Genomic DNA, 19,625 nt, shown 5'->3' with positions numbered 1-19,625 from the left:
CCCACCAATCAAAGGCTGTTCACGGGAACCTTGAGCATCGGATTTCCGTCGCTGTCGGTCGGCACCTCACCAGCGCGCATATTGACCTGAAGCGATGGAATGATGAGTTTCGGCATGTCCAGCACCGCGTCGCGCTCGTTCCGGAATTTGACGAATTCGTCTTTCGTCTTCCCGCCTCCGACATGGATATTCGAAGCTTTTTCCTCGGCCACGGTGGTTTCCCAAGCAATATCGCGGCCGTTTGGTCCGTAGTCATGACACATGAACAAGCGGGTTTCAGCCGGCAGGGCCAAAACCTTTTGAATCGAGTCATACAAAACCCCGGCATCGCCACCGGGGAAATCAGCCCGGGCCGACCCGCCGTCCGGCATGAACAACGTATCACCTACAAAAGCGGCATCGCCCATAACATGCACCATGCAAGCCGGGGTATGGCCCGGCGTGTACATTGCGAATGCCTGCATGTTGCCGACCATGTAAGTGTCGCCATCTTCGAACAGGGCATCAAATTGCGATCCATCACGCTGGAATTCGGTGCCTTCATTGAAGACTTTGCCAAAGGTGTCCTGCACCACCAGAATGTTCGAACCGATCCCGATCTTGCCCCCCAGCTTTTCCTGAATATAGGGTGCAGCCGAAAGATGGTCCGCATGGACATGGGTTTCAATGATCCACTCAAGCTTCAGACCCTGATCCTGAATCTGCCGGATCAGTTCGTCCGCGTGATCGTAGGTGATCCGACCGGCCGAGTAATCAATATCCATAACGCTGTCGACAATCGCGCAGGCCAGTGATGTCGGATCTTTCACGATGTAGCTTATGGTGTTGGTGGCCTCATCAAAAAAGGCCTGAACGGTCGGCTTCGTGTCGAGATTAACGGGATAGTTGGTCATTTCGAGTTTCTCCTCCGGTTATCGGTCAGATCTTGGCCCGGGCGCGGCCCGCCGCAACAGATTGAATGAATTTGGCCAGAAAGATCCCAGCGATCAGGGCCGCCAGGAAGGCAAACACATGCCAGTTTCCCGTTCCAAGCGCGGGTATTGCCCCGCCGGGGCAGAACCCGGACAGCCCCCACCCGACGCCGAACAGCGCGGCCCCACCGACAAGTTTTGTGTCTATGTCGCGTGAGGTGGGCAGGCTGAAATTGTTCGCGTACAGCGGTGCCGCTCTCCCGAACACCAGTATGTAACCGAAGAACGTTGTGACCAGCGCTCCGCCCATCACAAAGATTAGGGATGGGTCCCATGTTCCGGCAAGGTCAAAGAAATTTAACACCTTAGCTGGGTTAACCATGCCAGAAACAGAAATCCCAACACCAAAAATCAAGCCGATCAGATAAGTGACTATCAGTTTCATGGATCAGGCTCCGATCACGTGTCGAACCACGAAAACAGTGGCGAAGGTGAAGACCATAAAAGTGAGCGTTGCGACGATGGAACGCGGGCTGAGCCGGGCCATTCCGCACACGCCGTGACCCGAGGTGCAACCCGCTCCGAAGGTCACACCGACGCCGACGATCAGCCCTCCGATCAGCAAAGCAGCAGTTGATACGGGCACGTCGACCGCGGGCATGTCGCCCGTAGCCAGCCAAACGACCACAGGACCCGAAACCATCCCTGCGACCAATGCTGCACGCCAGCCGAATTCCTGACCTGACGCTGGTTGGATCAACCCCGCCAAAATGCCAGTGGCGCCCATAACGCGCCCCAGATTAAGCATCAACAGGGTCGAGGCGACGCCGATCAGGATGCCACCAGCCAGCGAAGCGAAGGGGGTAAACTCTGTCCCGGTCATCCGCAATTCCGGCAAGTTTTCAGGCCAATGACGCTGTAGATGGGGCAATTGCCCATCAGTGCGGTCACTGAAAAAACGGCCGCGAAGATCAATGCGCCCCAGAACAGAACGCCCGATCCCGCCAACGTCGTACCGAAGGCCAAAAACAGCAGAACCCCTGCAGCGGTAACACGTACCGCTCTGTCAAATTTCCCCATATTGGTCGTCACGATTTAACTCCATCATGATTTGATGAAGCCTAACTGGCATAGCCAAACCCAGACTGTTGGTGACATGGTCACAAAGTTTGCATTTTTCTTCGGAATCAGAAGTGCACGCTGGACGATCTGACGAGTTGCTCAAGCCCGGCGCGCTCTGTCAGAAGAACCTCGCCCCGCGACTGTTCGATCCAGCCCCGGCGGTGGAATTCGGACAGCGTTCGAGATACGACCTCTCTTGCCGTACCAAGTTCGGTGCCAAGCACGGCATGGGTGGCGTGTACGATATTGTTCTCATCGGAAAGCTCCAGCAGGCGCGATGCGAGTCTGACGTCCATACGGCGAAACACAATGTCATCAATCAACGAAAAAAGGTCGGAAATTCGCCGCGAATAGGCTGTGAACACGAAGGCACGAAACACTGGTGACTTTGCCACAAGCTCATCAAATGTCGATCTGGGAATAGCGACTGCGCGCACGTCCGTTTCAGCGATGCCATCGGCTGAGTAGTCTTCGAAGGCAAGCATGCATGCAGTTGTCAGCACACAGCTTTCGCCCGCGTGCACGCGATACAAAAAGACCTCTCGCCCGGTGTCGGACTTCTGCTGGACGCGGATTGTACCCTCCAGCAACAAAAGCAGGTTGTCCGCGGTCTGACCGGGCGCAAACATCTGCGTACCCGCCGGAACACTGACGATCTGGCTTCCCTTTTTAAGCTCATCGCGGATGTCAGAGGGCAACTGGCTTAGCCCTTTAAATTTATCAATCCATGACATGTCCATATCCAGAGTTCCCGCGTTCAAGGTTCAATAGGATAGTATGCGCCCTGAATACATCTTCTTTACCGCATATGTAACTGCGTCAAACAACCTCTGCGACGTCAAAACGAAAAAGCTCAGAAAGAACGACAAGTGACATAAAAATCAGTAGTGTAACAATTCAAAGGCTTGGGCCTGGCGCGCTGGTCCGCGCGGTTCATCCGCTCAGATTGGGAGGCATCGATGCTGCAAGCGCTATGGAACAGACATTTACCTTTCTATGCCTTGACGGCAGCGATTTTGTTTTTCTCTGCCGAATTTGCGGGTGCTCAAACAAGCACAACCGCTGGTGCTCAGTCGCCGCAGGTCAGTGACTGGACCGATGTAGAAACGATCCTCAATCACCGCTGCGTAGTGTGCCACAGTTGTTATGACGCGCCCTGCCAGTTGAAGCTTACGTCTCCTGCCGGGCTATTGCGTGGGGCCAGTAAGGAGGCCGTTTACCATACCGAGCGGCTGACAGATGCGCAGCCGACGCGACTTGGCATTGATGCCCAGACAGTTCCGGAGTGGCGGAAATTAGGATTCTTTCCTGTCGTGCAGTCTTCCGGTCAATCCGACAATGCCGGGACCGTGCTGGAACGCTATCTTGAACTCGGCAGACAAGCCCAGTTGCCGACCAACGCGCCTGTTCCGGCAGAACTTGGTCTTGAAATTGATCGCCCTCTGGTTTGCCCGACGGCGCAGGAGTTTGATGCCTTTCGCAATGCACATCCGCTGGCAGGAATGCCCTATGCGACCGCCCCCCTGGGCAACGACGAATATCAAGTACTGATGTCTTGGGCGCGCAGCGGTGCCCCAATGCCGTCTGCATTACCGGAAGTACCTGAGGATATTCAGGCTCAAATTGCAGATTGGGAGGCGTTTCTGAACCACCCCGACCCAAGAAACCAATTGATGAGCAGGTATGTGTACGAACACCTGTTTCTCGCCCGGCTTCACTTTCCAGCCGACGACACACGGCTTTTCTTCCAACTTGTGCGTTCGACGACTGCACCCGGCTCAGAGATAGATATCATCGCAACTCGGCGACCGTTCGATGATCCCGGCTCCGGTTTATTTTACTACCGGCTACAACCGATCGTTGAAACAATCGTGCACAAAGATCATCTGGTTTATAAATTCGGGCCGGACCGGATGGCGAGATACCAGCAGTTGTTTCTCGACCCCGCTTGGTCAGTGTCAGAACTGCCCGCGTATGGCGATGCAGAGGGCGGAAATCCGTTTAGCACATTTGCAGGGATACCCGCGCGCAGCCGCTATCAGTTTCTTCTGGACGACGCGCTGTTTTTCGTACGTAGCTTCATCCGTGGACCCGTGTGCCATGGCGAAACGGCAGTCGACGTGATCGAAGACAGGTTCTGGGTCAGCTTCTTAGATCCGGATGCCGACCTGTCCGTCACAGATCCAAGCTTTTTGGCGGATGGGGCGGCCTTCCTCGAACTTCCCGTAGCCGACCTGGATGGCAGGGTATTGGGAGACCTTCAGGGGTTGTCACATGAAAATCAGGTCAAATACCTGGAATTTCGGGATGACCGGTATCGCAACAGCGCGGCTCACTTATCCGGATTTGGATATGACGCTATCTGGGACGGGGATGGCACCAATCGCCAAGCCCTGATCACCGTCTTTCGGCACTTCGACAATGCCTCTGCCATGACCGGATTCCACGGTGGCATTCCCGAAACCGCCTGGGTTATCGACTTTCCGGTTTTTGAACGCATCTACTACGATCTCGTGGCGGGTTACGATGTGTTCGGGCGCGTCGAGCACCAGCTTTCGACGCGATTGTACATGGATGAACTGCGTATGGAGAGCGAGGACACTTTTCTGAACTTTATGCCCAGAGGCATCAGACAAAAGATGCACGAAACCTGGTACGATGGTGCGCTTGCTGAATTCCACACGTATTGGCACCGGCGTCGCGTCGATGACAGCTTTCCAACGGGCATCGATTTTGCCACGAGCACACCCAAGCAAGAGTTTCTTCTGGAATTGCTAAACCGCGGACACGGCCTTTGGGCGGTCGAGGACACCATCAACAGGTGTGCGGAAGCTGACTGTTCGAATGATGACACAGGTATCCTTTTCGACCTGCGTGCGTTGGCAAATCAAACGGGCGACTGGGTCAGATATCTGCCAGATGTTTCTCTGCTTTTGGTCGAAACGGATGACGGGTCTTCAGCGCTGTATTCGCTGCTGCATGACAAAGCACACTACAACGTGGCGTTCCTGTTCGACGAAAAGGACCGGCGCAATCCACAAACCGACGTGCTGACAATCCTTCCGGGTGTGATCGGAAGCTATCCGAATTTCTTTTTTAGCATCCGGCAGGATCAATTGGCCTCATTTGTTTCAGCCGTGAAATCCGTGCGTTCGCAAGAAGAGTGGGTGGAATTTGTCGCAACTTACGGTCTGCGCCGCACTAGCCCCGATTTCTGGGAAACAAGCGATCAGGTGTCAGCGATGTTCTTGCAGCAAGCCCCCATTGAGGCGGGCGTGCTGGATTTGAACCGTTACAAAGACCCCCGATCAAGCGGCAATCCCGAAAACAACTGAATCTGCTTTCTGCAAGATGGACGCCGGAGCTTGCGCGCTCTATCACTTCAATGAAACCCGGCATGTCCTTTGGGAGAAACGGCAATGACCTCGAACCTGACCAACCGCAGTGTGATCCTGTCGAACCGGCCGAAAGGCATACCGCAAGCCGAGCATTTCGCGGTCCAAGAAAGCCCGGTTCCCGATTTGCCCGACGGGTGCATTCTGGTCAAAACGTCCTATTGGTCGGCGGATCCGGCACAGCGGGGCTGGGCCAATGATGCTCCCAATTACCTGCCACCCGTCGAGATCGGCGCTGCGATGCGCGGATTTGCCGTAGGCGAGGTCGTCGCATCCCGAAACCCCAATTATGCAGAAGGCGACCTTGTGTCAGGAATGCTGGGATGGAGCCGCTATGCTGTTTCGGACGGATCAAATGTCGATCGCAAAGTGACTGAAACGGACCTGTCGCCATCTATGTCCTTGGGCATTCTGGGTTTGAACGGAGTGACAGCTTATTTCGGCCTTCTGGAAGTATGTGGCGCAAAGGAAGGCGATACCGTCGTTGTTTCCACAGCCGCCGGGGCGGTTGGCTCTGCGGTCGGTCAAATTGCCAAAATCAAGGGGTGCCGAACGGTTGGCATTACATCCAGCGCCGAAAAGATGGCCCTCTGCACGGACAAATTCGGTTACGACGAGACCATCAACTACAGGGAACAGGACGTGGCCGAGGCCATTCGCGTCGCCTGCCCCGATGGCGTGGATTGCTATTTCGACAACACCTGCGGCCCAATCTCGGATGCTGTGATGACACAGCTAGCGCATGGCGCGCGTGTCGCGATCTGTGGCACAGCCGCACTGTCTGATTGGGATCCGATCCCTCTTGGCCCGCGCGTCCATCGCCAGCTACTGGTGGCCCGAGCGCGGATGCAGGGCTTTATCGCCTTTGATTATCAAGCGCGCTTTCCCGAGGCTGTTGCGCAGCTTTCTGAATGGGTCCGTTCTGGCAAACTGTCTGCCAATGAACACGTCCTGGAAGGAGCAGAAGCTGCCCGAGATGCGATTGCGATGCTCTATCGCGGAGAAAACACCGGAAAACTGCTTATCCGCGTGGACTGAGACCGCCCACCGTTACAGCTGCCCAAAACTATAAGCGCCGGCAGGAAAAAGTCGGAGTGCGCTGACCTGTTCCTGCCATGCGATTTCGCATGGATTACTTGTATGTCGTTACGCCGTGGTAACGGCTGAAGGCCGGGTTGCCTTCGGATGGGAACGTTACAGTGAAGGTGTCGTTCTGGAATATCTTTCCCTTGTATCCGCTCATTTCGTAGTCGGTGGTCAGGCGACCGGTCACGGTTACGTTCTCACCTGCCCTTTGGGCCCCTAGAACTTCAAAGGACTGTGCGGTCTCTTTATAGCCCTCAAAATACTGCTGATATTCCTCTGGAATTTCGGCTTCGATATACTGTTTCAGGTCCTTGGGGCTGTAGGTAATCGTTTCTTCGGGGTACGCCTTTCCAAAATTGTAAACGCTTGTCGCGTTGGCGTTGGGCTGAAACATATCTATCGCCGCTTCATATTTCTCATCAATCAGACTGGTGTAAAAACTTTCAACCAGAGATTGGGCACGGGCCACATCATCTGCCCAAACCGCAGTTGTGGCCAGCATTACGCCCGCAGCTGCGCCTGCGGTCATCGCAGTCAGTTTTGCGAAAGCCATTATCGTCTCCTAATCTGTTTATTTTCTCTTATGACAGCTTACCGCATATATGTACTGGCCAGAGGTATGGAACCTGCGATTTTCCATACCTAAGCCCAGACCTTGGTTAGCAGGCCCTCGATTGTGTAAATCTACAAGGAAGAAACCCCACTCTTGGGGTCAGATTCCTATGCGTCAGTTGCCTGGTTGCGGGTCAGGTATCCGATAAGACGTTCAACGCTGTGCGTAATGTCATCAACGCTAACAGACAAGCCTGCAACAGATTGCTGGATGAAATAGCGATAAGCCCCGTCCAGCATCAAATAGATCTCTAGACCGCGCACATCGTTGAGGGCGAATTTCTTTCCCAGTTCGTCACAAACGGAAACAAATCTGGCTTCGACATCCGCGACCCGTTGCTTGAGCTGGCTATCGAACATGGCCTGGTTTCGAATGTCGTACCACAGCCGGTGCAAATGCGCGTAATTGACAATCGAATGGGCAAACAGCTCGACATAAGCTCCGCGAGCTTCGCGCGGACTAAGCTTCGCACCAACGATTTCGTTTAGCTGGCCGATGAAGCGATTGACCGACAAGTCAATGCAATACAACAGCAATCCTTCCTTCTCGGGGAAATAGTACTGGATCTTTCCCAAAGAAACACCAGTCGAAGACGCTATATCCCGCAGTGTCGTGTTGGCATACCCAGCCTGCGCAATCGTTGTAATCGCGTTCTCTGCAAGCTCGCGCCGTTTCTGTTCTCGGTTCTTGTCGCGCAGCCTGGCGCGATTCTCTGTCAAATTTGGCATCATCGGCCTCTACTAACGTATTTTCCACCAAGATGTGAGGGGCTTCCACGTAATGGCGGGAGTTAGATCAAAGCATTGAAAATACAACATTTGCCACGAAAGAAAATTTCAATGCACCTGTACAATACAAACGTATTGAAAAAGTGCAAATTGTGTGTAACAAAATGACTGTCAGAAAAGACAGTCATGCCAGCAAATAGGCAAGCAACAGGGACAGACCTATGACCAATCCTGGATACGTCCGGATTTTTGGCGGGAATCATGCAGGAAATTTTTCCGATGCACGGTGCTCTTTCAGGAGGAGCGCGCCGATAGCGATTGGGAAAACCACTCAGCAAATTCAACCAAATGACGAGGAGGTGTCAGACCGGTAGCACTCGCATCACATTAACCAGAAAGTAACGGCCTGAGACTGGGCTGCAAAATTAGACAGGGACAATGAAAAATCGCGCAATCGGCATTTTTGCCGACCCATTTAGTATTGCCTGCTTCCATCTGCCCACTCCACGGGCGCAAGAAGCGACGCAATCGGAAATCTTCAATCCGTTTTCGCGTGTTATTGCGACGGCCTCATTCTGCGCATCTCCCTAATGCACTGCACTCAGCTCTACAAGCCAAAAACGCTGCCAATGGAACGCATGTTTTTCAGTTGGCCGTTCAAACACACGCCGTTCGCGGCGTCATCAACTGACCAACGGCCTGAAAGCGCCGGGGTCAATGCAGTCCCCCCGGACAAAACAATGAGCTGACACCGGGGAAAAGGGAGGGAAGTATGAAAAAATTAGCAACGCTGGCATTGGGTGCGGGTCTGGTTTCAGGCCCTGTACTGGCCGGAGGGATCGAGGGGTTCCCGTCGGAAACAAGGTTCCTGTTCGAGCAAGGCCGGTATGTCGAAATTACCGGGGGATGGGCGGATTCAAAAACAGAAGGCACTGAGTTTGGGCAGCCAACAGGTGACGTTACCCCCAGTATCAGCGGTCTGTCTCTGGCCTATAAGCAGGACATCGGCGACAAGTGGGTTTTTGCAATCCGCGGCTTTAACTCGATCAACTACAAGCTGCTTTACCCCACCGGAACGGGCGCGCCGTCGGCAGGCACCAACGTCCGGTATCGTGGTACCGAAGTAAACCTGATGGCACGGTACAAGTTCAACGAGAACATCAGCGCCTATGCGGGTATTCGCTTTGAAAAGCTGAACGATTTCAGCGGTGCATTGATCAACCCCTCTCTCAGCTATTCGCTGGACTCCGAGGGGGATTTCAATCCCGGCTTCCTTGTCGGTGCCGCTTACGAGATCCCGTCACTCGCGTTTCGCGCCGACCTGACCTACTACTCGGAAATCGATCACGATCTGGACGGTGTCGAACAACTCCAGCCTCTTGATCCTGCTGACGTAACGACAAAACTGACTACTCCGCAGACAGTTGCGCTGAATGTTCAAAGTGCGATCAAGGGTCCCTGGGGTGCCTTCGGATCGGTCCGCTGGAGAAATTGGGATGACGTTGCAGTGCAATCCCCGGCACTTGGCGGTCCGCTTGCGGAATTCGCCGAAGATTCAATCGACTACCAAATTGGCGTCGGATACCTGCTGAACCCGAAATGGTACTTCTATGGCATCCTATCCAGATCGCAACCCGAAGGCGGTTTTGAAGGGTTTAACTACGAGGGTGGCGGCCAAGGCATCACACTTGGCGCCGTGCACTCGATTGGTCAGACCCGCATTCTGGTCGATTTCACATACGGCACGCTTGGGGATGTGAATGAACCTGACGCTGGCCTGCAGATCCGGGACGTTTCCGGCACCGCAGTTCGTGTCAGCCTGTCGCACAACTTCTAATCAAGCGCCCGACCGATCTGGCTGTCGGGTTTCAAGCTTCAACCAATGTATGGCCGCCGCTACATGCCCTTTGGACCGGCGGCCATCAACACCCACAACAAAGTTGCCTGGCAAAGTTACCTTTCACCTTTGACAAAAAATGAACCTTGTGATCATCTTATAGTGATCGTTCACTAACCTGATTGCTGCGATGAGATCCGGAGGAAATAAATGAGCACCAGAACCGACAGCCCACCGGTCCGTATGCAGCTGTTTTATGGCGCGGGCGGAATTGCCAACGGCATTCTGTCGAACGGGCTAAGCTTTTTCTTGCTGATCTACTACAATCTGGTGATCGGGCTTCCGGCTGAGACCGTAGGATTTGCTCTTTTTGTCGCTTTGATGTTCGATGCTGTGTCGGACCCCGTCGTCGGATACCTTTCTGACAACACACGCTCGCGGGCAGGCAAGCGCCACCCTTTCATGTATGTGGCCATCATTCCGGTCGCGTTCCTCTTCTGGTTTATCTGGAATCCGCCCGAGTCCCTGACATCGCAAACACAACTGTTCTGGTTTCTGCTGATCACGACGATCCTTTTGCGGACCGCGATGACGCTGTTCGACGTACCACATAATGCGATGGTCCCGGAGCTGACAAAAAATTACAGCGGTCGCACCATGTTGGCCGGCCTCAAGGTCTCGGTCACCTGGATCGCCGGTCAGATCATGGTGATCGCCATGTATGTGATCTGGTTGGTACCGACCGACACCATGCCTTACGGCATCCTTAATCAGGCAGGCTATCAGGAAGCCGGGCTGGTCGGCGCCATCATCATCGCACTGGCCATTGCAATCACCGCAATTGGTACCCGCCGGTGGCAAGACAGGATGTACGACATTTCTCATGTTGCGACATACAGCGCCTCGGGATTCTTCAGCCAGTTTATCGCCGCATTCAAACTGCCCGCTCTTAGGGCGATTTTTATCAGCTCAGCCATCTTTGCCGTGGGCGCAGGGATCGGGGCTGCTCTATGGACCTACCTGACATCATTCTTCTGGGAACTGAACAACGACCAGATCTCACTGATCCTGGTGGCAAACCTGATCGGAGCTTTGATCGCGGGCGCCACCCTGAAGGGCATTGCACGCTTCGGCGACAAAAAGTCGAGCGCCATTTTCCTTTCACTCCTGTCGGCAGTGGTCGGCGTCGCCCCCTATATGCTGCGAGAAATCGGGTTCTTTCCTGCCAATGGTACGGAACTGCTGATCTGGCTGCTGTTCATCCACGGTATCCTGCAAATCATCCTGATCGTCTGGACCTCATCCTTGCTGACGTCCATGACCGCAGATGTTGTCGAACTGGGCATCAAAACAAACGGATACCAGAATGAAGGGATCATCACCTCGGTCATTACCTTTGTGCTAAAGGCTGGCACCGCCGGTGGGTTGGCAACATCCGGACTGTTTCTTGCCTTTGTCGGCTTTCCGGAGGCGCCGGATCAATCCAACCTGACCGCCGAAGTTACACGCTCGCTGGGGTGGAACTATGCCTGCCTGAGCCTGGTAGTCTATCTGGCCTCAGTCGTGGCGCTGATGTTTTATCGACTGGACAAGGCGCAGTTTGACGAATTGGTGGCGATCCGTGACTGAGCAGCAGACACAAAAATCCTTCGGGTGCCGGGCAACCAAGGCAACTTCAGCATCCCGGCAGATGTCAGTACGCTTAACCTGTGTGCTGCCCGCCAAGAAGCACCAATAGAACACCGCACCACACAACGTTACGCGGACACGTCCCAACACGGGCAACGAGCCCAAAGAGAAGAGACTACAGAATGAAATACCTACAATCCCATCCCCTTTCCTGGGTCGTCGTCGTTGTATTGCTTTTGGCAACCTGGTTTCAGGTCTATTCGCTATGGGGTCTTTTGTTCATGTGGTGGGCGATTTCATCATTCATGACTGGTCAGGCCTTCCTGATCGAAACTATCGACAGCCGGGAAAACCCACCCCTTTTCTACGTCATTACGATCATGTGGTTTGGCTTTGGCCTGCTTTACGTCGTGCAGGATCTGGCATGGCGTCTGTTCGGAATTTACATCGGTTAACTGTTCGGGAGGAACCCAATGACCAAGACTGCATTCATCGCTGGCCTTATGGCACTCGCTGCGTCTCAAGCCGTGGCCGGAGACATCCAGGTAGACATTTCCGGTGTTGACGCCGGGCGCGGGGGCGTCATTCATGTTCTGGCATTTGACGACAAGACGGCATTTGACCAAAGCCAAATGGCTAAAATCGTGGGCTATGCGAAAATCCCTGCCTCCGGAAGCTCGGTTTCGGGAACTCTGAAAAACCAGAAATCAGGGCAGCTTGCGATCATGATCCATCATGATCAAAACGACAACGGGCAGTTCGAAATGAAAGGCCCCGTCCCTCAGGAAGGCTGGGCCTATTCCAAAGGCGCGGGCGTAAGGTCCGTGCCGGTATTCGAGGATGCGGCGATCGACTACGATGGCAACAACGCCTCTGTTGGGCTGAAGATGAACTACGCCAACTAGAGCCTCCCAAATTTTTTAACCCCGACTGCCCCGGAAACGGGGCTTTTTTTTTGCCATCTCGAATTTTCGGGTTGAAAGATCACGGTCAGAATTTAAATTGTCCATCATGACAATCTAATATTGTCTCAGCCATCGACTTCAGGTTTGAAGGACCGCTATCCACCATGAAAACACCACTTGAAGATGCCAGCCGTTTTTTGATGCAAGCCACGCTGGGCGCGGATCAGGACCTCCTTCAGCAGGTCAGCAAGATCGGAGTTGAACGCTGGCTGGACGATCAGTTGGGTGCCCCGATCGGAAACAAAGGCCCATTCGAAAAGTCCACGCGCAAGATTTGGAAGAGTTTCCGCAAACGCCTGAAACGCGCGCATGGTGAGTGGGCGATCAACGGCGATGGCAACAACCCCGCCCTGCCCTACAAGTGGTATTTCCACATGGCCTGGTGGAACCATACGCTGACCCAGCACGATGATCTGTTGCGTCAACGTGTTGCGCAGGCACTGTCCGAGATTTTGGTCATCTCGGACGCATCATCGCTAGAGCTGGATGCCATCGGGATGGCCAACTACTACGACCTGCTCTACAAACACGCGTTCGGCAGCTACTCGGACCTTCTGTACGACGTCTCGATGCACCCGATGATGGGTATCTACCTGTCGCACATGACTAATCAGAAGGCGAACAAGGCCAAGAACATCCATCCGGACGAAAACTATGCGCGTGAGATCATGCAGCTGTTTTCGATTGGCCTGTTCGAGCTGAACGCTGATGGCACCGAGAAGCTGGATGCCAATGGGGATCCAATCCCGACCTATGACAACCGGGACATCAAGGAACTGGCCCGCGTTTTCACCGGCTTGCTGCCTGCGGCTTATGAATACGAATGGAACACTTCGTTCTGGGAAAGCAGCTATAACGGTTATCCCGTTCAGTTCGATGACGGAATCGAAAAAGCTTATAAGACGGTGCCCTTCATCGACGCGACAAAACCGATGATCGTGGAAGAGGCCTATCACGACCGCGACGCAAAATCTCTGCTGAATGGCCGTCTGACCCTGCCCGGCAACCAGTCTGGCCCGAAAGAAATCCGCTCGACCGTCAATCAACTGGTGGCCCACCCGACGACCGCACCGTTCATCGCGACCCACTTGATCAACCGGCTGGTCACCTCGAACCCGTCACCCGCTTATGTCGAGGCCGTATCCCGCGCATTTGGCCCGACTGGCGACCTGAAAAGCGCCGTGCGCACGATCCTGACCTACCCGCTGACCAACGAGGTCGCCGCCAAACGCTTGCCCTCGGCCTACAAAACCTCGACCAAGATTGTGCAGTCTCAAAAGCTGAAATCACCTTTGCATCGGGTCACGCAGGTTCTTCTGGCATTCGGAGTACATAATCAGAGCGGCAAGCTGTGGCTGCTGGGCGACGACATTCAGGAGGCGCTGCAGATGCATCCGATGTCCGCGCCCACGGTATTCAATTTCTACAAACCTGACTTTACCCCGCACGGCGACCTGCAAAAGATGGGCTTGCGTGCACCTGAATTCGAACTTCATACGGCAGCGACCTCGGTCGCTTATGTGAACACCATCTACTATTGGTTCTTCGGTGGCTACCTGCCTCTGGTCTCCAATCAGATCGGGTCCGGGCCCGAACAGATGATGGTCATGGAATTTGACCCGGATACACTGTGGGCTAACACCAAAAACGCGTTGCGCTTCGACCTGAGCGAAGAGATCAAGATCGCGCAGAACCGAGGCCGCCATGATGAGTTGATCGACCGGATCTCGGTCCTATTGACCGGTCAGACAAATGCGGCGGCGCGCAAACGGATTAAGCAGGCCTACGTGCAATATGCCGATAATCCCGAGTGGGTGGTGCAGACCATCGCCTTCATGATCGCTGTTTCCCCCGAATTCACCGTGCAGGAGGCCTGAGCCGATGCTGACCAAATCTTTTACCCGCAGGCAGTTTCTGGCGTCGACAGGTGTTGCCGCAACAGGCGCAATGATGGGTGCGGCCCTGCCCGGGCTGGCGCAAGCCGGTGGCGGCATGATCAAGCCCGCTCGCAAGGCGCTGGTGTTCGTAATGTTGGATGGCGGCAATGACAGCTTCAACATGCTGGTGCCGAACGACAAGATCGCTCACGGCCAATATTCGGAAACTCGGGCCAATCTGGCGCTGTCCCGGAAAGAGCTGCTGAACCTGGACGCCCCCAAGGACCGGCTGGGACGCAGCTTTGGCCTGCACCCGTCGATGCCCGAGGTGGCAGAACTGTTCGATCAAAAACGCCTATCCTTTGTCGCCAATGTTGGTCCGCTGGTCGAACGGGTCCGGAAAGAACAGTTCTATGACGGTTCGGCGGCCCTGCCCCTTGGGCTGCTTAGCCATGCGGACCAGTTCAAGCATTGGCAAACCTCACGCCCTGATCTGCGGGTCAACGATGGGTGGTTCGGGTTCTTTGCCGATGATCTTCAGCCGTCGAAATCGGCGCATGAGATCGGCATGAACATCTCTCTGGCCGGGAACAACATCGCCCAGAACGGTAAGATCGACCTGCCTTATGCGATCACTGACAAGGGCAGCGTCGGGCTATATGTCAAAGAAGAAAGAAGCCCGCTGAACGATCTGCTGCTGGACAGCTTCAACCGGATGATGAACGCCGATCATAATGGTGACCCCTTCCGCGAGACCTATCTGAACCTGACCCGCGACGCCCAGGCCAAACACGAGACGTTCAAATCCGCGACCCGCGGGATCAAGGTACCGCGGTCTTTCCCGTCCTCGGATCTGGCGCAGCAATTGCGCATGGTCGCCAAGACGATTGCCGCCTCTGACCGGTTGGGGCACGAGCAGCAGACCTTCTTTGTTCGCTACATCGGCTGGGATCACCATGACGAACTGTTAGCTAACCACGCCCGGATGCTGCGCGTGTTGTCCGAGGCGCTTGGGGCTTTCCAGGCGACGCTGGATGATATGGGACTTGCGGATCGCGTCGTGACGTTCACCGGGTCCGATTTCGGCCGGACCTTGACGTCGAACGGCAATGGCACGGACCATGGCTGGGGTGGAAATACGTTGGTGATGGGCAATTCTGTCAAAGGCGGGCGGATTCTGGGGGACTACCCCGAACTGGGCCTGGCCAGCGACAACGCGCTGGATGTGGGTGATGGAGTACTGATCCCTACAACTTCGACCGATCAACTATATGCTGACCTGTCCCTTTGGTTTGGTGTTCAGCCGTCGGCGCTGGACACTCTGTTCCCGAACCTCAACCGGTTCTCTGATGTGGCGGGTGGCGAAAGGCTGGGCCTTTTCTCCTGACCCTGCCAACCCCGAGCACCCTGCCCACCAGGGTGCTCGGACCTTACCCGAATGTCAGGAATCCACTTATCCAAAAAGCCAGGCAGAAGCGCCCCGAACTCTGTAAAACAGAAAAGCAGTCCTCGGTCGGTACGGACTACCAGAACACAATTGAATAGTGGACCAATCGCCACCTAATCAGTGTAAAAGGCAATAGTTTACTGTCTAACTTGACAGTTTACTTAGAATACTATATTTGCGGGAAAACCTGTATCTAGCCAAGAGTAATCGCATGGGTCGCCCCTCGGTACAAGATCAACGCAAAAAAGAAGTTCTCGACGCGTTCATGACATGCGTTGCCTTATATGGGGTCGAAGGCGCTACACTTGAACATATTGCGGCCGAAGCCGGGCTGAAACGCCCCCTGATCCGGCACCACCTCGGCAATCGCAAAGCTATGGTTCTGGCGCTTGGTGAGCACATCGCCGATACCCTCAGCAGTCAGAGCGAGATGTTGCGCGTTGCGTTGGAAGATCACCCCGGTGTTCGCAACCTGATCGAGGCGTTGTTCAATTCCGACGGTGAGTTGGATCCGAGGATCAACATTTGTTATCAGGCCTTGGTCAATTCGGTTGAGAATTACCCGGAACTTCGCAAACCGTTGCTTGATTCGATGGAGACATTTTACAAGGTTGCGATTAACATCGTACTGGCGTCGCATCCAAATGCCGACAAGCAGGCTTGTGAAATCGTCGCGCACGGTATCGTCAACCTGTTCATCACGACGGACGCGTTTATCCCGCTCAAACCGCCGAAAACATGGGGCTACTCGTCCTATTTCGCTGCGTTGAAACTGGCCGAAACACTCGAAACCAAATCGTGAGCACGGCTACCCAGTTTCAGGTTGGTCAATCGTAGTTGATAGCCAGTTTCTCAGTCGTCGCGACAGCCTGGCACGAAAGCACTGCGCCTCGCGCAATTTCGCTGTCGTCCAGCGCAGTGCGCGCCCGCATGTGGACCGAACCCTTCTTCAGTTGACACCGGCACGCCCCGCAAACTCCGGACTGGCAGGAATACGGAGGTTCCAGTCCGGCCTGTTGCGCAGCCTGCAAAATTGTTTGGCCCGCCGCCATCTGAACCGATTGGCGTTCTCCGTTCAACGTGATGTCCACGACAGCGTCGACACCTTTTACACTGTCATCCGTGTCCTGCGCACCACCATAGCTTTCCATATGAATCCGGTTTGCAGGCACGTCCAAAGACATCAGCGCCTCTTTTACCGACTTGTTCATCCCGCCCGGGCCGCAGATGTAGTACTGCGCATTCTGAGCGTACGGTGGATTCTCGGCGATCAGAGCCTCAACCGCGTCCTTGTCGATGATCCCCCGTCGCCAATAGCTGAAACTGGACCACATCGAAGGCTTCGACAGCAGGTGTTGAACCGTCAGGCGATCGGCAAACGCCTCTTGGTAATCAGCAAATTCATCCCTGAACAGAATACTGTCCGCATTGTTATTGCCGTAAGCCAGATGCGCGACCGACCACGGCTCGGCCAACAGCACTGACTGAAGCATGGAATGCAGAGGGGTAATGCCGCTGCCAGCACCAAAGAAATAGTGCGTGCGCCGCTCGGTTGGGTCTGTATCCAGACAAAAGCTGCCGAAAGGCGGCATCACGTCAATCACATCGCCCGGCTGCACCGTGTCATTGATGTGGTTGCTGACAAGCCCTTTCTTGACCCGTTTCACCGTGATGCGCAGTGGATCGCCCGACACCGGAGAGGACGATATCGAATAGCTTCTGCGCACCTCTTCCCCGTTGAGCTGAAAGCGAAGAGTCAGGTGCTGACCGGCCCGCCAGGCGAATTCCTGAGCCAGTTGTGGCGGCACGTCAAACATGACGGATTTCGCCTGCCCGCCGATCTCTTCGCGGGTCTCACGCACGGTAAGTGGGTGAAAAGCTCTGGTCATTGGGAACCTCCGAAAAGCGCGCCATGCGTCTGTGCTGGATGGGTAATGATATCCGATATGCACCGGAAACTTGAATTGGTTCTGCTACGCATTCGCGCCCTTCCCGGATGCAGGTGCATTGATCCGTTCTGTGATCTCGGACAAACGCGCAAGGCTTTGCAGAACCATCGGGACGACCACGACCGATTGCACGAACTCAAAAGAATATGTGACAACCGAGAATATCTGCCCGGCAGTGGCCTGACTTTGGGTCGCAGCGAACCACAGATTAAAGGCCAGCATACTCAGCAAAACCGCAAAGATCGCACCGTAAACATAGGCCTCAGAGTCCGACAGGCGCACCTCATGAGCGCGCAATCTGAACAGATGCTGGCCGATCTTTTTCAGATCGTTGCTTTGCAACGACGTGACTTGCCTTTCTGATTGCTGATTCAGCAATCCGTTCAGACGAAAAAACCGGCGCGAAAACAAAGTGAAGATAATCACGATGAGCGCCGCAGCGAGGCCGGCGGCCGTCGCCAGTGCCCCGTGGAACGACATCAGAATGCCAATAGAGACCAACACCTGAACGGCAGCACCCATCGACTCAGGCGCCTCACCTTCCAAAAAATCGACCAACTCGCGCGCCATTAGCACGCGCGCATTCAGCACCGAAACTTCTTGCCCGGAGTCGCGCATGGCCTGCGCTTTGCCCAATTCGACGCGGATCGTGCCATAGGCGCGCGTGTCGTAGATACGGCGCAGTGTTGCGACCACCAACAGCGCCGCCATGACGGCGCCGAAATGGGTAAACGAGGTGTAATCACCTTTCGACAACCCGTCGATTGAATAGCCGATCAACAGCGGAAGAAAGGCGAACAGCGCCGTCTCGACAAGGGTCAGGCCCCAGGTCATTGCGATCTTTGCCCGGAAAACCCGCAACAAAGTGCCAATCGACAACCGGTCGTCAGGTCCGATCATTTGTCCTGCAACCAGTCGCGGACGACCCTCTGGTGCTGTACAACCGGGCTTTCTCCGACCGCGGCGGGGCCAACCTCAAAGTATGGCGAGGTCAGGGATTTCTGCTGTTGCTCACAGGCATATATGTCCTCTTGCGTGAAATCGCCCGATGCCATCGGGTCGTTTTCATCATAGGCATCATCACCTTCGTATTTACCCTTGATGCCAAAGTTGTTCCAGAACGACGCAGATCGGCTGGCCTGTTTCGTGAATTCCCACCCCGAGGCATTTGCGACACGCGTTCGGTTCAGGATACGCGTCCTGTCCGGGGCCAGCGGCGTGACGATAAAGGCGTTCCAAACATCCTCGGACGCGCCAATTCCAATCCCCGGAAACAACATCGGCACCCATGCACCGTTCTGATCTTCGGGAACGACCCTCGGCATCTGCAGCTTTTTGTTCTGATCCTTGGCGAAATCCTCGACCGGCGGCTCCCAGAAGATGTAGTGCGGCCCGTACCAGCCATATTGCGCCTTGGCGTGGTCGTACATCTGCAACGTGTTCGAATGCAGGTGGCTCAGGTGGTAGACATCGATGTAATTCTCGATGACGATCTTCCAGTTTGCCTTTATTTCATACGTGTTCGAGGTGTCTTCATGCTCGACCAGTTCTTCGGGAACATGCGGACCGACCTTGTCATCGACATCTCCGAACCACTTCATGATCGAACCCGCGTTCGGATCGGGATGAACGAACAGCATGCCCTTCCAGATATCGACGGACGCCGGTTTCAGGCCAAGGCAGGATTTGTCGACCGATTTGTATTCGCGATGTTCGTCCGGGACCGAAACAAGGTTGCCTTCAAGGTCATAGGTCCAGTCGTGATAGGGGCAGGTCAGCGCCTTTTGTGTCTTGCCGACCGCGCGGATCAACTGCGTGCCCCGATGGCGACAGATGTTATGAAAGGCCCGCAATCGCCGGTCTCGCCCCATCACGATAAATAGATTGTTCAACCCGGCCTGAACCGAGAGATAGTGGCCCGGCTCGGGCACGTCTTCCATAAAGCCAGCGAAACGCCAGGTCTTTGAGAATATCTCGCGCTGCTCACGATCGAACCACTCCTGCGAAGTGTAGGCTTCTGCGGGTAGTTCGTGGTACATCTGTGGCATGCTGTCCCCTCCTCGGGC

The 19,625-nt window shown here is 54.8% G+C and carries 19 protein-coding genes; 9 read left to right on the top strand and 10 right to left on the bottom strand.

The window, feature by feature from the left end; all coding sequences use genetic code 11:
• Positions 1 to 8 precede the first annotated feature (8 nt).
• The 5 genes from MHN28_RS09900 to MHN28_RS09880 form a co-directional block, all read right to left on the bottom strand.
• On the bottom strand, positions 9 to 893 hold the full coding sequence (locus tag MHN28_RS09900) for an MBL fold metallo-hydrolase (RefSeq protein WP_239338533.1): 885 nt from the start codon (positions 891 to 893) through the stop codon (positions 9 to 11).
• A 25-nt stretch (positions 894 to 918) separates the two neighbouring features.
• Complete coding sequence (locus tag MHN28_RS09895) at positions 919 to 1,356, bottom strand: DUF6691 family protein (RefSeq protein ID WP_239338531.1); 438 nt, start codon at positions 1,354 to 1,356, stop codon at positions 919 to 921.
• A gap of 3 nt (positions 1,357 to 1,359) precedes the next feature.
• Positions 1,360 to 1,794, bottom strand: coding sequence for a YeeE/YedE family protein (locus MHN28_RS09890; protein WP_239338529.1), 435 nt, complete (start codon positions 1,792 to 1,794; stop codon positions 1,360 to 1,362).
• Entirely contained in the window at positions 1,791 to 2,003 is a 213-nt protein-coding gene (locus tag MHN28_RS09885; RefSeq protein WP_239338527.1) for a DUF2892 domain-containing protein, read from the bottom strand. Before MHN28_RS09885 ends, MHN28_RS09890 begins: the two co-directional genes overlap by 4 nt.
• Positions 2,004 to 2,098: 95 nt before the next feature.
• Positions 2,099 to 2,773: a Crp/Fnr family transcriptional regulator gene (locus tag MHN28_RS09880; RefSeq protein ID WP_239338525.1), complete on the bottom strand. Its 675-nt coding sequence runs from the start codon at positions 2,771 to 2,773 to the stop codon at positions 2,099 to 2,101.
• Between the two features lie 219 nt (positions 2,774 to 2,992).
• Between MHN28_RS09880 and MHN28_RS09875 the strand changes: the two genes are divergently transcribed.
• Together MHN28_RS09875 and MHN28_RS09870 are read left to right on the top strand one after the other, a co-directional pair.
• A complete protein-coding gene (locus MHN28_RS09875; protein ID WP_239338523.1) occupies positions 2,993 to 5,368 on the top strand; it encodes a fatty acid cis/trans isomerase in 2,376 nt (791 codons plus the stop codon).
• A gap of 84 nt (positions 5,369 to 5,452) precedes the next feature.
• On the top strand, positions 5,453 to 6,466 hold the full coding sequence (locus MHN28_RS09870) for an NADP-dependent oxidoreductase (RefSeq protein WP_239338520.1): 1,014 nt from the start codon (positions 5,453 to 5,455) through the stop codon (positions 6,464 to 6,466).
• A 94-nt stretch (positions 6,467 to 6,560) separates the two neighbouring features.
• Here the strand turns inward: MHN28_RS09870 and MHN28_RS09865 are convergent, their stop codons facing one another.
• Both MHN28_RS09865 and MHN28_RS09860 read right to left on the bottom strand, forming a co-directional pair.
• Complete coding sequence (locus tag MHN28_RS09865) at positions 6,561 to 7,067, bottom strand: hypothetical protein (RefSeq protein ID WP_239338518.1); 507 nt, start codon at positions 7,065 to 7,067, stop codon at positions 6,561 to 6,563.
• Between the two features lie 167 nt (positions 7,068 to 7,234).
• Entirely contained in the window at positions 7,235 to 7,855 is a 621-nt protein-coding gene (locus tag MHN28_RS09860; protein WP_239338516.1) for a TetR/AcrR family transcriptional regulator, read from the bottom strand.
• A 772-nt stretch (positions 7,856 to 8,627) separates the two neighbouring features.
• Between MHN28_RS09860 and MHN28_RS09855 the strand changes: the two genes are divergently transcribed.
• From MHN28_RS09855 to MHN28_RS09825, 7 genes are all read left to right on the top strand, one after another.
• Entirely contained in the window at positions 8,628 to 9,692 is a 1,065-nt protein-coding gene (locus MHN28_RS09855; RefSeq protein ID WP_239338514.1) for a hypothetical protein, read from the top strand.
• 210 nt (positions 9,693 to 9,902) lie between these two features.
• Positions 9,903 to 11,321, top strand: coding sequence for an MFS transporter (locus MHN28_RS09850; protein ID WP_239338512.1), 1,419 nt, complete (start codon positions 9,903 to 9,905; stop codon positions 11,319 to 11,321).
• A 182-nt stretch (positions 11,322 to 11,503) separates the two neighbouring features.
• Positions 11,504 to 11,776, top strand: a complete 273-nt coding sequence (locus MHN28_RS09845) for a hypothetical protein (protein ID WP_239338510.1) — start codon at positions 11,504 to 11,506, stop codon at positions 11,774 to 11,776.
• An 18-nt stretch (positions 11,777 to 11,794) separates the two neighbouring features.
• Positions 11,795 to 12,226, top strand: a complete 432-nt coding sequence (locus MHN28_RS09840; protein WP_239338508.1) for a DUF2141 domain-containing protein — start codon at positions 11,795 to 11,797, stop codon at positions 12,224 to 12,226.
• A 164-nt stretch (positions 12,227 to 12,390) separates the two neighbouring features.
• Complete coding sequence (locus tag MHN28_RS09835) at positions 12,391 to 14,163, top strand: DUF1800 family protein (protein ID WP_239338506.1); 1,773 nt, start codon at positions 12,391 to 12,393, stop codon at positions 14,161 to 14,163.
• A gap of 4 nt (positions 14,164 to 14,167) precedes the next feature.
• The gene (locus MHN28_RS09830; protein ID WP_239338505.1) at positions 14,168 to 15,550 is read left to right on the top strand and encodes a DUF1501 domain-containing protein; all 1,383 of its coding nucleotides are present in this window, start codon (positions 14,168 to 14,170) and stop codon (positions 15,548 to 15,550) included.
• Between the two features lie 271 nt (positions 15,551 to 15,821).
• A complete protein-coding gene (locus MHN28_RS09825) occupies positions 15,822 to 16,412 on the top strand; it encodes a TetR/AcrR family transcriptional regulator (protein WP_239338503.1) in 591 nt (196 codons plus the stop codon).
• 25 nt (positions 16,413 to 16,437) lie between these two features.
• Here MHN28_RS09825 and MHN28_RS09820 read toward each other — a convergent pair whose 3' ends face one another.
• From MHN28_RS09820 to MHN28_RS09810, 3 genes are all read right to left on the bottom strand, one after another.
• Positions 16,438 to 17,499, bottom strand: coding sequence for a ferredoxin--NADP reductase (locus MHN28_RS09820; RefSeq protein WP_239338500.1), 1,062 nt, complete (start codon positions 17,497 to 17,499; stop codon positions 16,438 to 16,440).
• A gap of 84 nt (positions 17,500 to 17,583) precedes the next feature.
• Entirely contained in the window at positions 17,584 to 18,459 is an 876-nt protein-coding gene (locus MHN28_RS09815) for an ABC transporter six-transmembrane domain-containing protein (RefSeq protein WP_239338497.1), read from the bottom strand.
• Positions 18,456 to 19,607, bottom strand: a complete 1,152-nt coding sequence (locus tag MHN28_RS09810) for an aromatic ring-hydroxylating dioxygenase subunit alpha (RefSeq protein ID WP_239338494.1) — start codon at positions 19,605 to 19,607, stop codon at positions 18,456 to 18,458. Before MHN28_RS09810 ends, MHN28_RS09815 begins: the two co-directional genes overlap by 4 nt.
• Positions 19,608 to 19,625 lie beyond the last annotated feature (18 nt).

The sequence above is a fragment of the Ruegeria sp. Ofav3-42 genome (genome assembly GCF_022347725.1).
Taxonomy (GTDB): Bacteria; Pseudomonadota; Alphaproteobacteria; order Rhodobacterales; family Rhodobacteraceae; genus Ruegeria.
Note: the sequence above shows the minus strand (reverse complement) of the source record. Positions and strands in the feature narration are given on the sequence as shown.

Bases quoted from the DNA above. Each gene is read 5' to 3' on its own strand.
- MHN28_RS09870 (WP_239338520.1), top strand. From the start codon at position 5,453: ATGACCTCGAACCTGACCAACCGCAGTGTGATCCTGTCGAACCGGCCG.
- MHN28_RS09875 (WP_239338523.1), top strand. From the start codon at position 2,993: ATGCTGCAAGCGCTATGGAACAGACATTTACCTTTCTATGCCTTGACG.
- MHN28_RS09865 (WP_239338518.1), bottom strand. From the start codon at position 7,067: ATGGCTTTCGCAAAACTGACTGCGATGACCGCAGGCGCAGCTGCGGGC.
- MHN28_RS09830 (WP_239338505.1), top strand. From the start codon at position 14,168: ATGCTGACCAAATCTTTTACCCGCAGGCAGTTTCTGGCGTCGACAGGT.
- MHN28_RS09815 (WP_239338497.1), bottom strand. From the start codon at position 18,459: ATGATCGGACCTGACGACCGGTTGTCGATTGGCACTTTGTTGCGGGTT.
- MHN28_RS09900 (WP_239338533.1), bottom strand. From the start codon at position 893: ATGACCAACTATCCCGTTAATCTCGACACGAAGCCGACCGTTCAGGCC.
- MHN28_RS09860 (WP_239338516.1), bottom strand. From the start codon at position 7,855: ATGCCAAATTTGACAGAGAATCGCGCCAGGCTGCGCGACAAGAACCGA.
- MHN28_RS09810 (WP_239338494.1), bottom strand. From the start codon at position 19,607: ATGCCACAGATGTACCACGAACTACCCGCAGAAGCCTACACTTCGCAG.
- MHN28_RS09825 (WP_239338503.1), top strand. From the start codon at position 15,822: ATGGGTCGCCCCTCGGTACAAGATCAACGCAAAAAAGAAGTTCTCGAC.
- MHN28_RS09845 (WP_239338510.1), top strand. From the start codon at position 11,504: ATGAAATACCTACAATCCCATCCCCTTTCCTGGGTCGTCGTCGTTGTA.
- MHN28_RS09890 (WP_239338529.1), bottom strand. From the start codon at position 1,794: ATGACCGGGACAGAGTTTACCCCCTTCGCTTCGCTGGCTGGTGGCATC.
- MHN28_RS09850 (WP_239338512.1), top strand. From the start codon at position 9,903: ATGAGCACCAGAACCGACAGCCCACCGGTCCGTATGCAGCTGTTTTAT.
- MHN28_RS09895 (WP_239338531.1), bottom strand. From the start codon at position 1,356: ATGAAACTGATAGTCACTTATCTGATCGGCTTGATTTTTGGTGTTGGG.
- MHN28_RS09840 (WP_239338508.1), top strand. From the start codon at position 11,795: ATGACCAAGACTGCATTCATCGCTGGCCTTATGGCACTCGCTGCGTCT.
- MHN28_RS09820 (WP_239338500.1), bottom strand. From the start codon at position 17,499: ATGACCAGAGCTTTTCACCCACTTACCGTGCGTGAGACCCGCGAAGAG.
- MHN28_RS09835 (WP_239338506.1), top strand. From the start codon at position 12,391: ATGAAAACACCACTTGAAGATGCCAGCCGTTTTTTGATGCAAGCCACG.
- MHN28_RS09855 (WP_239338514.1), top strand. From the start codon at position 8,628: ATGAAAAAATTAGCAACGCTGGCATTGGGTGCGGGTCTGGTTTCAGGC.
- MHN28_RS09880 (WP_239338525.1), bottom strand. From the start codon at position 2,773: ATGGACATGTCATGGATTGATAAATTTAAAGGGCTAAGCCAGTTGCCC.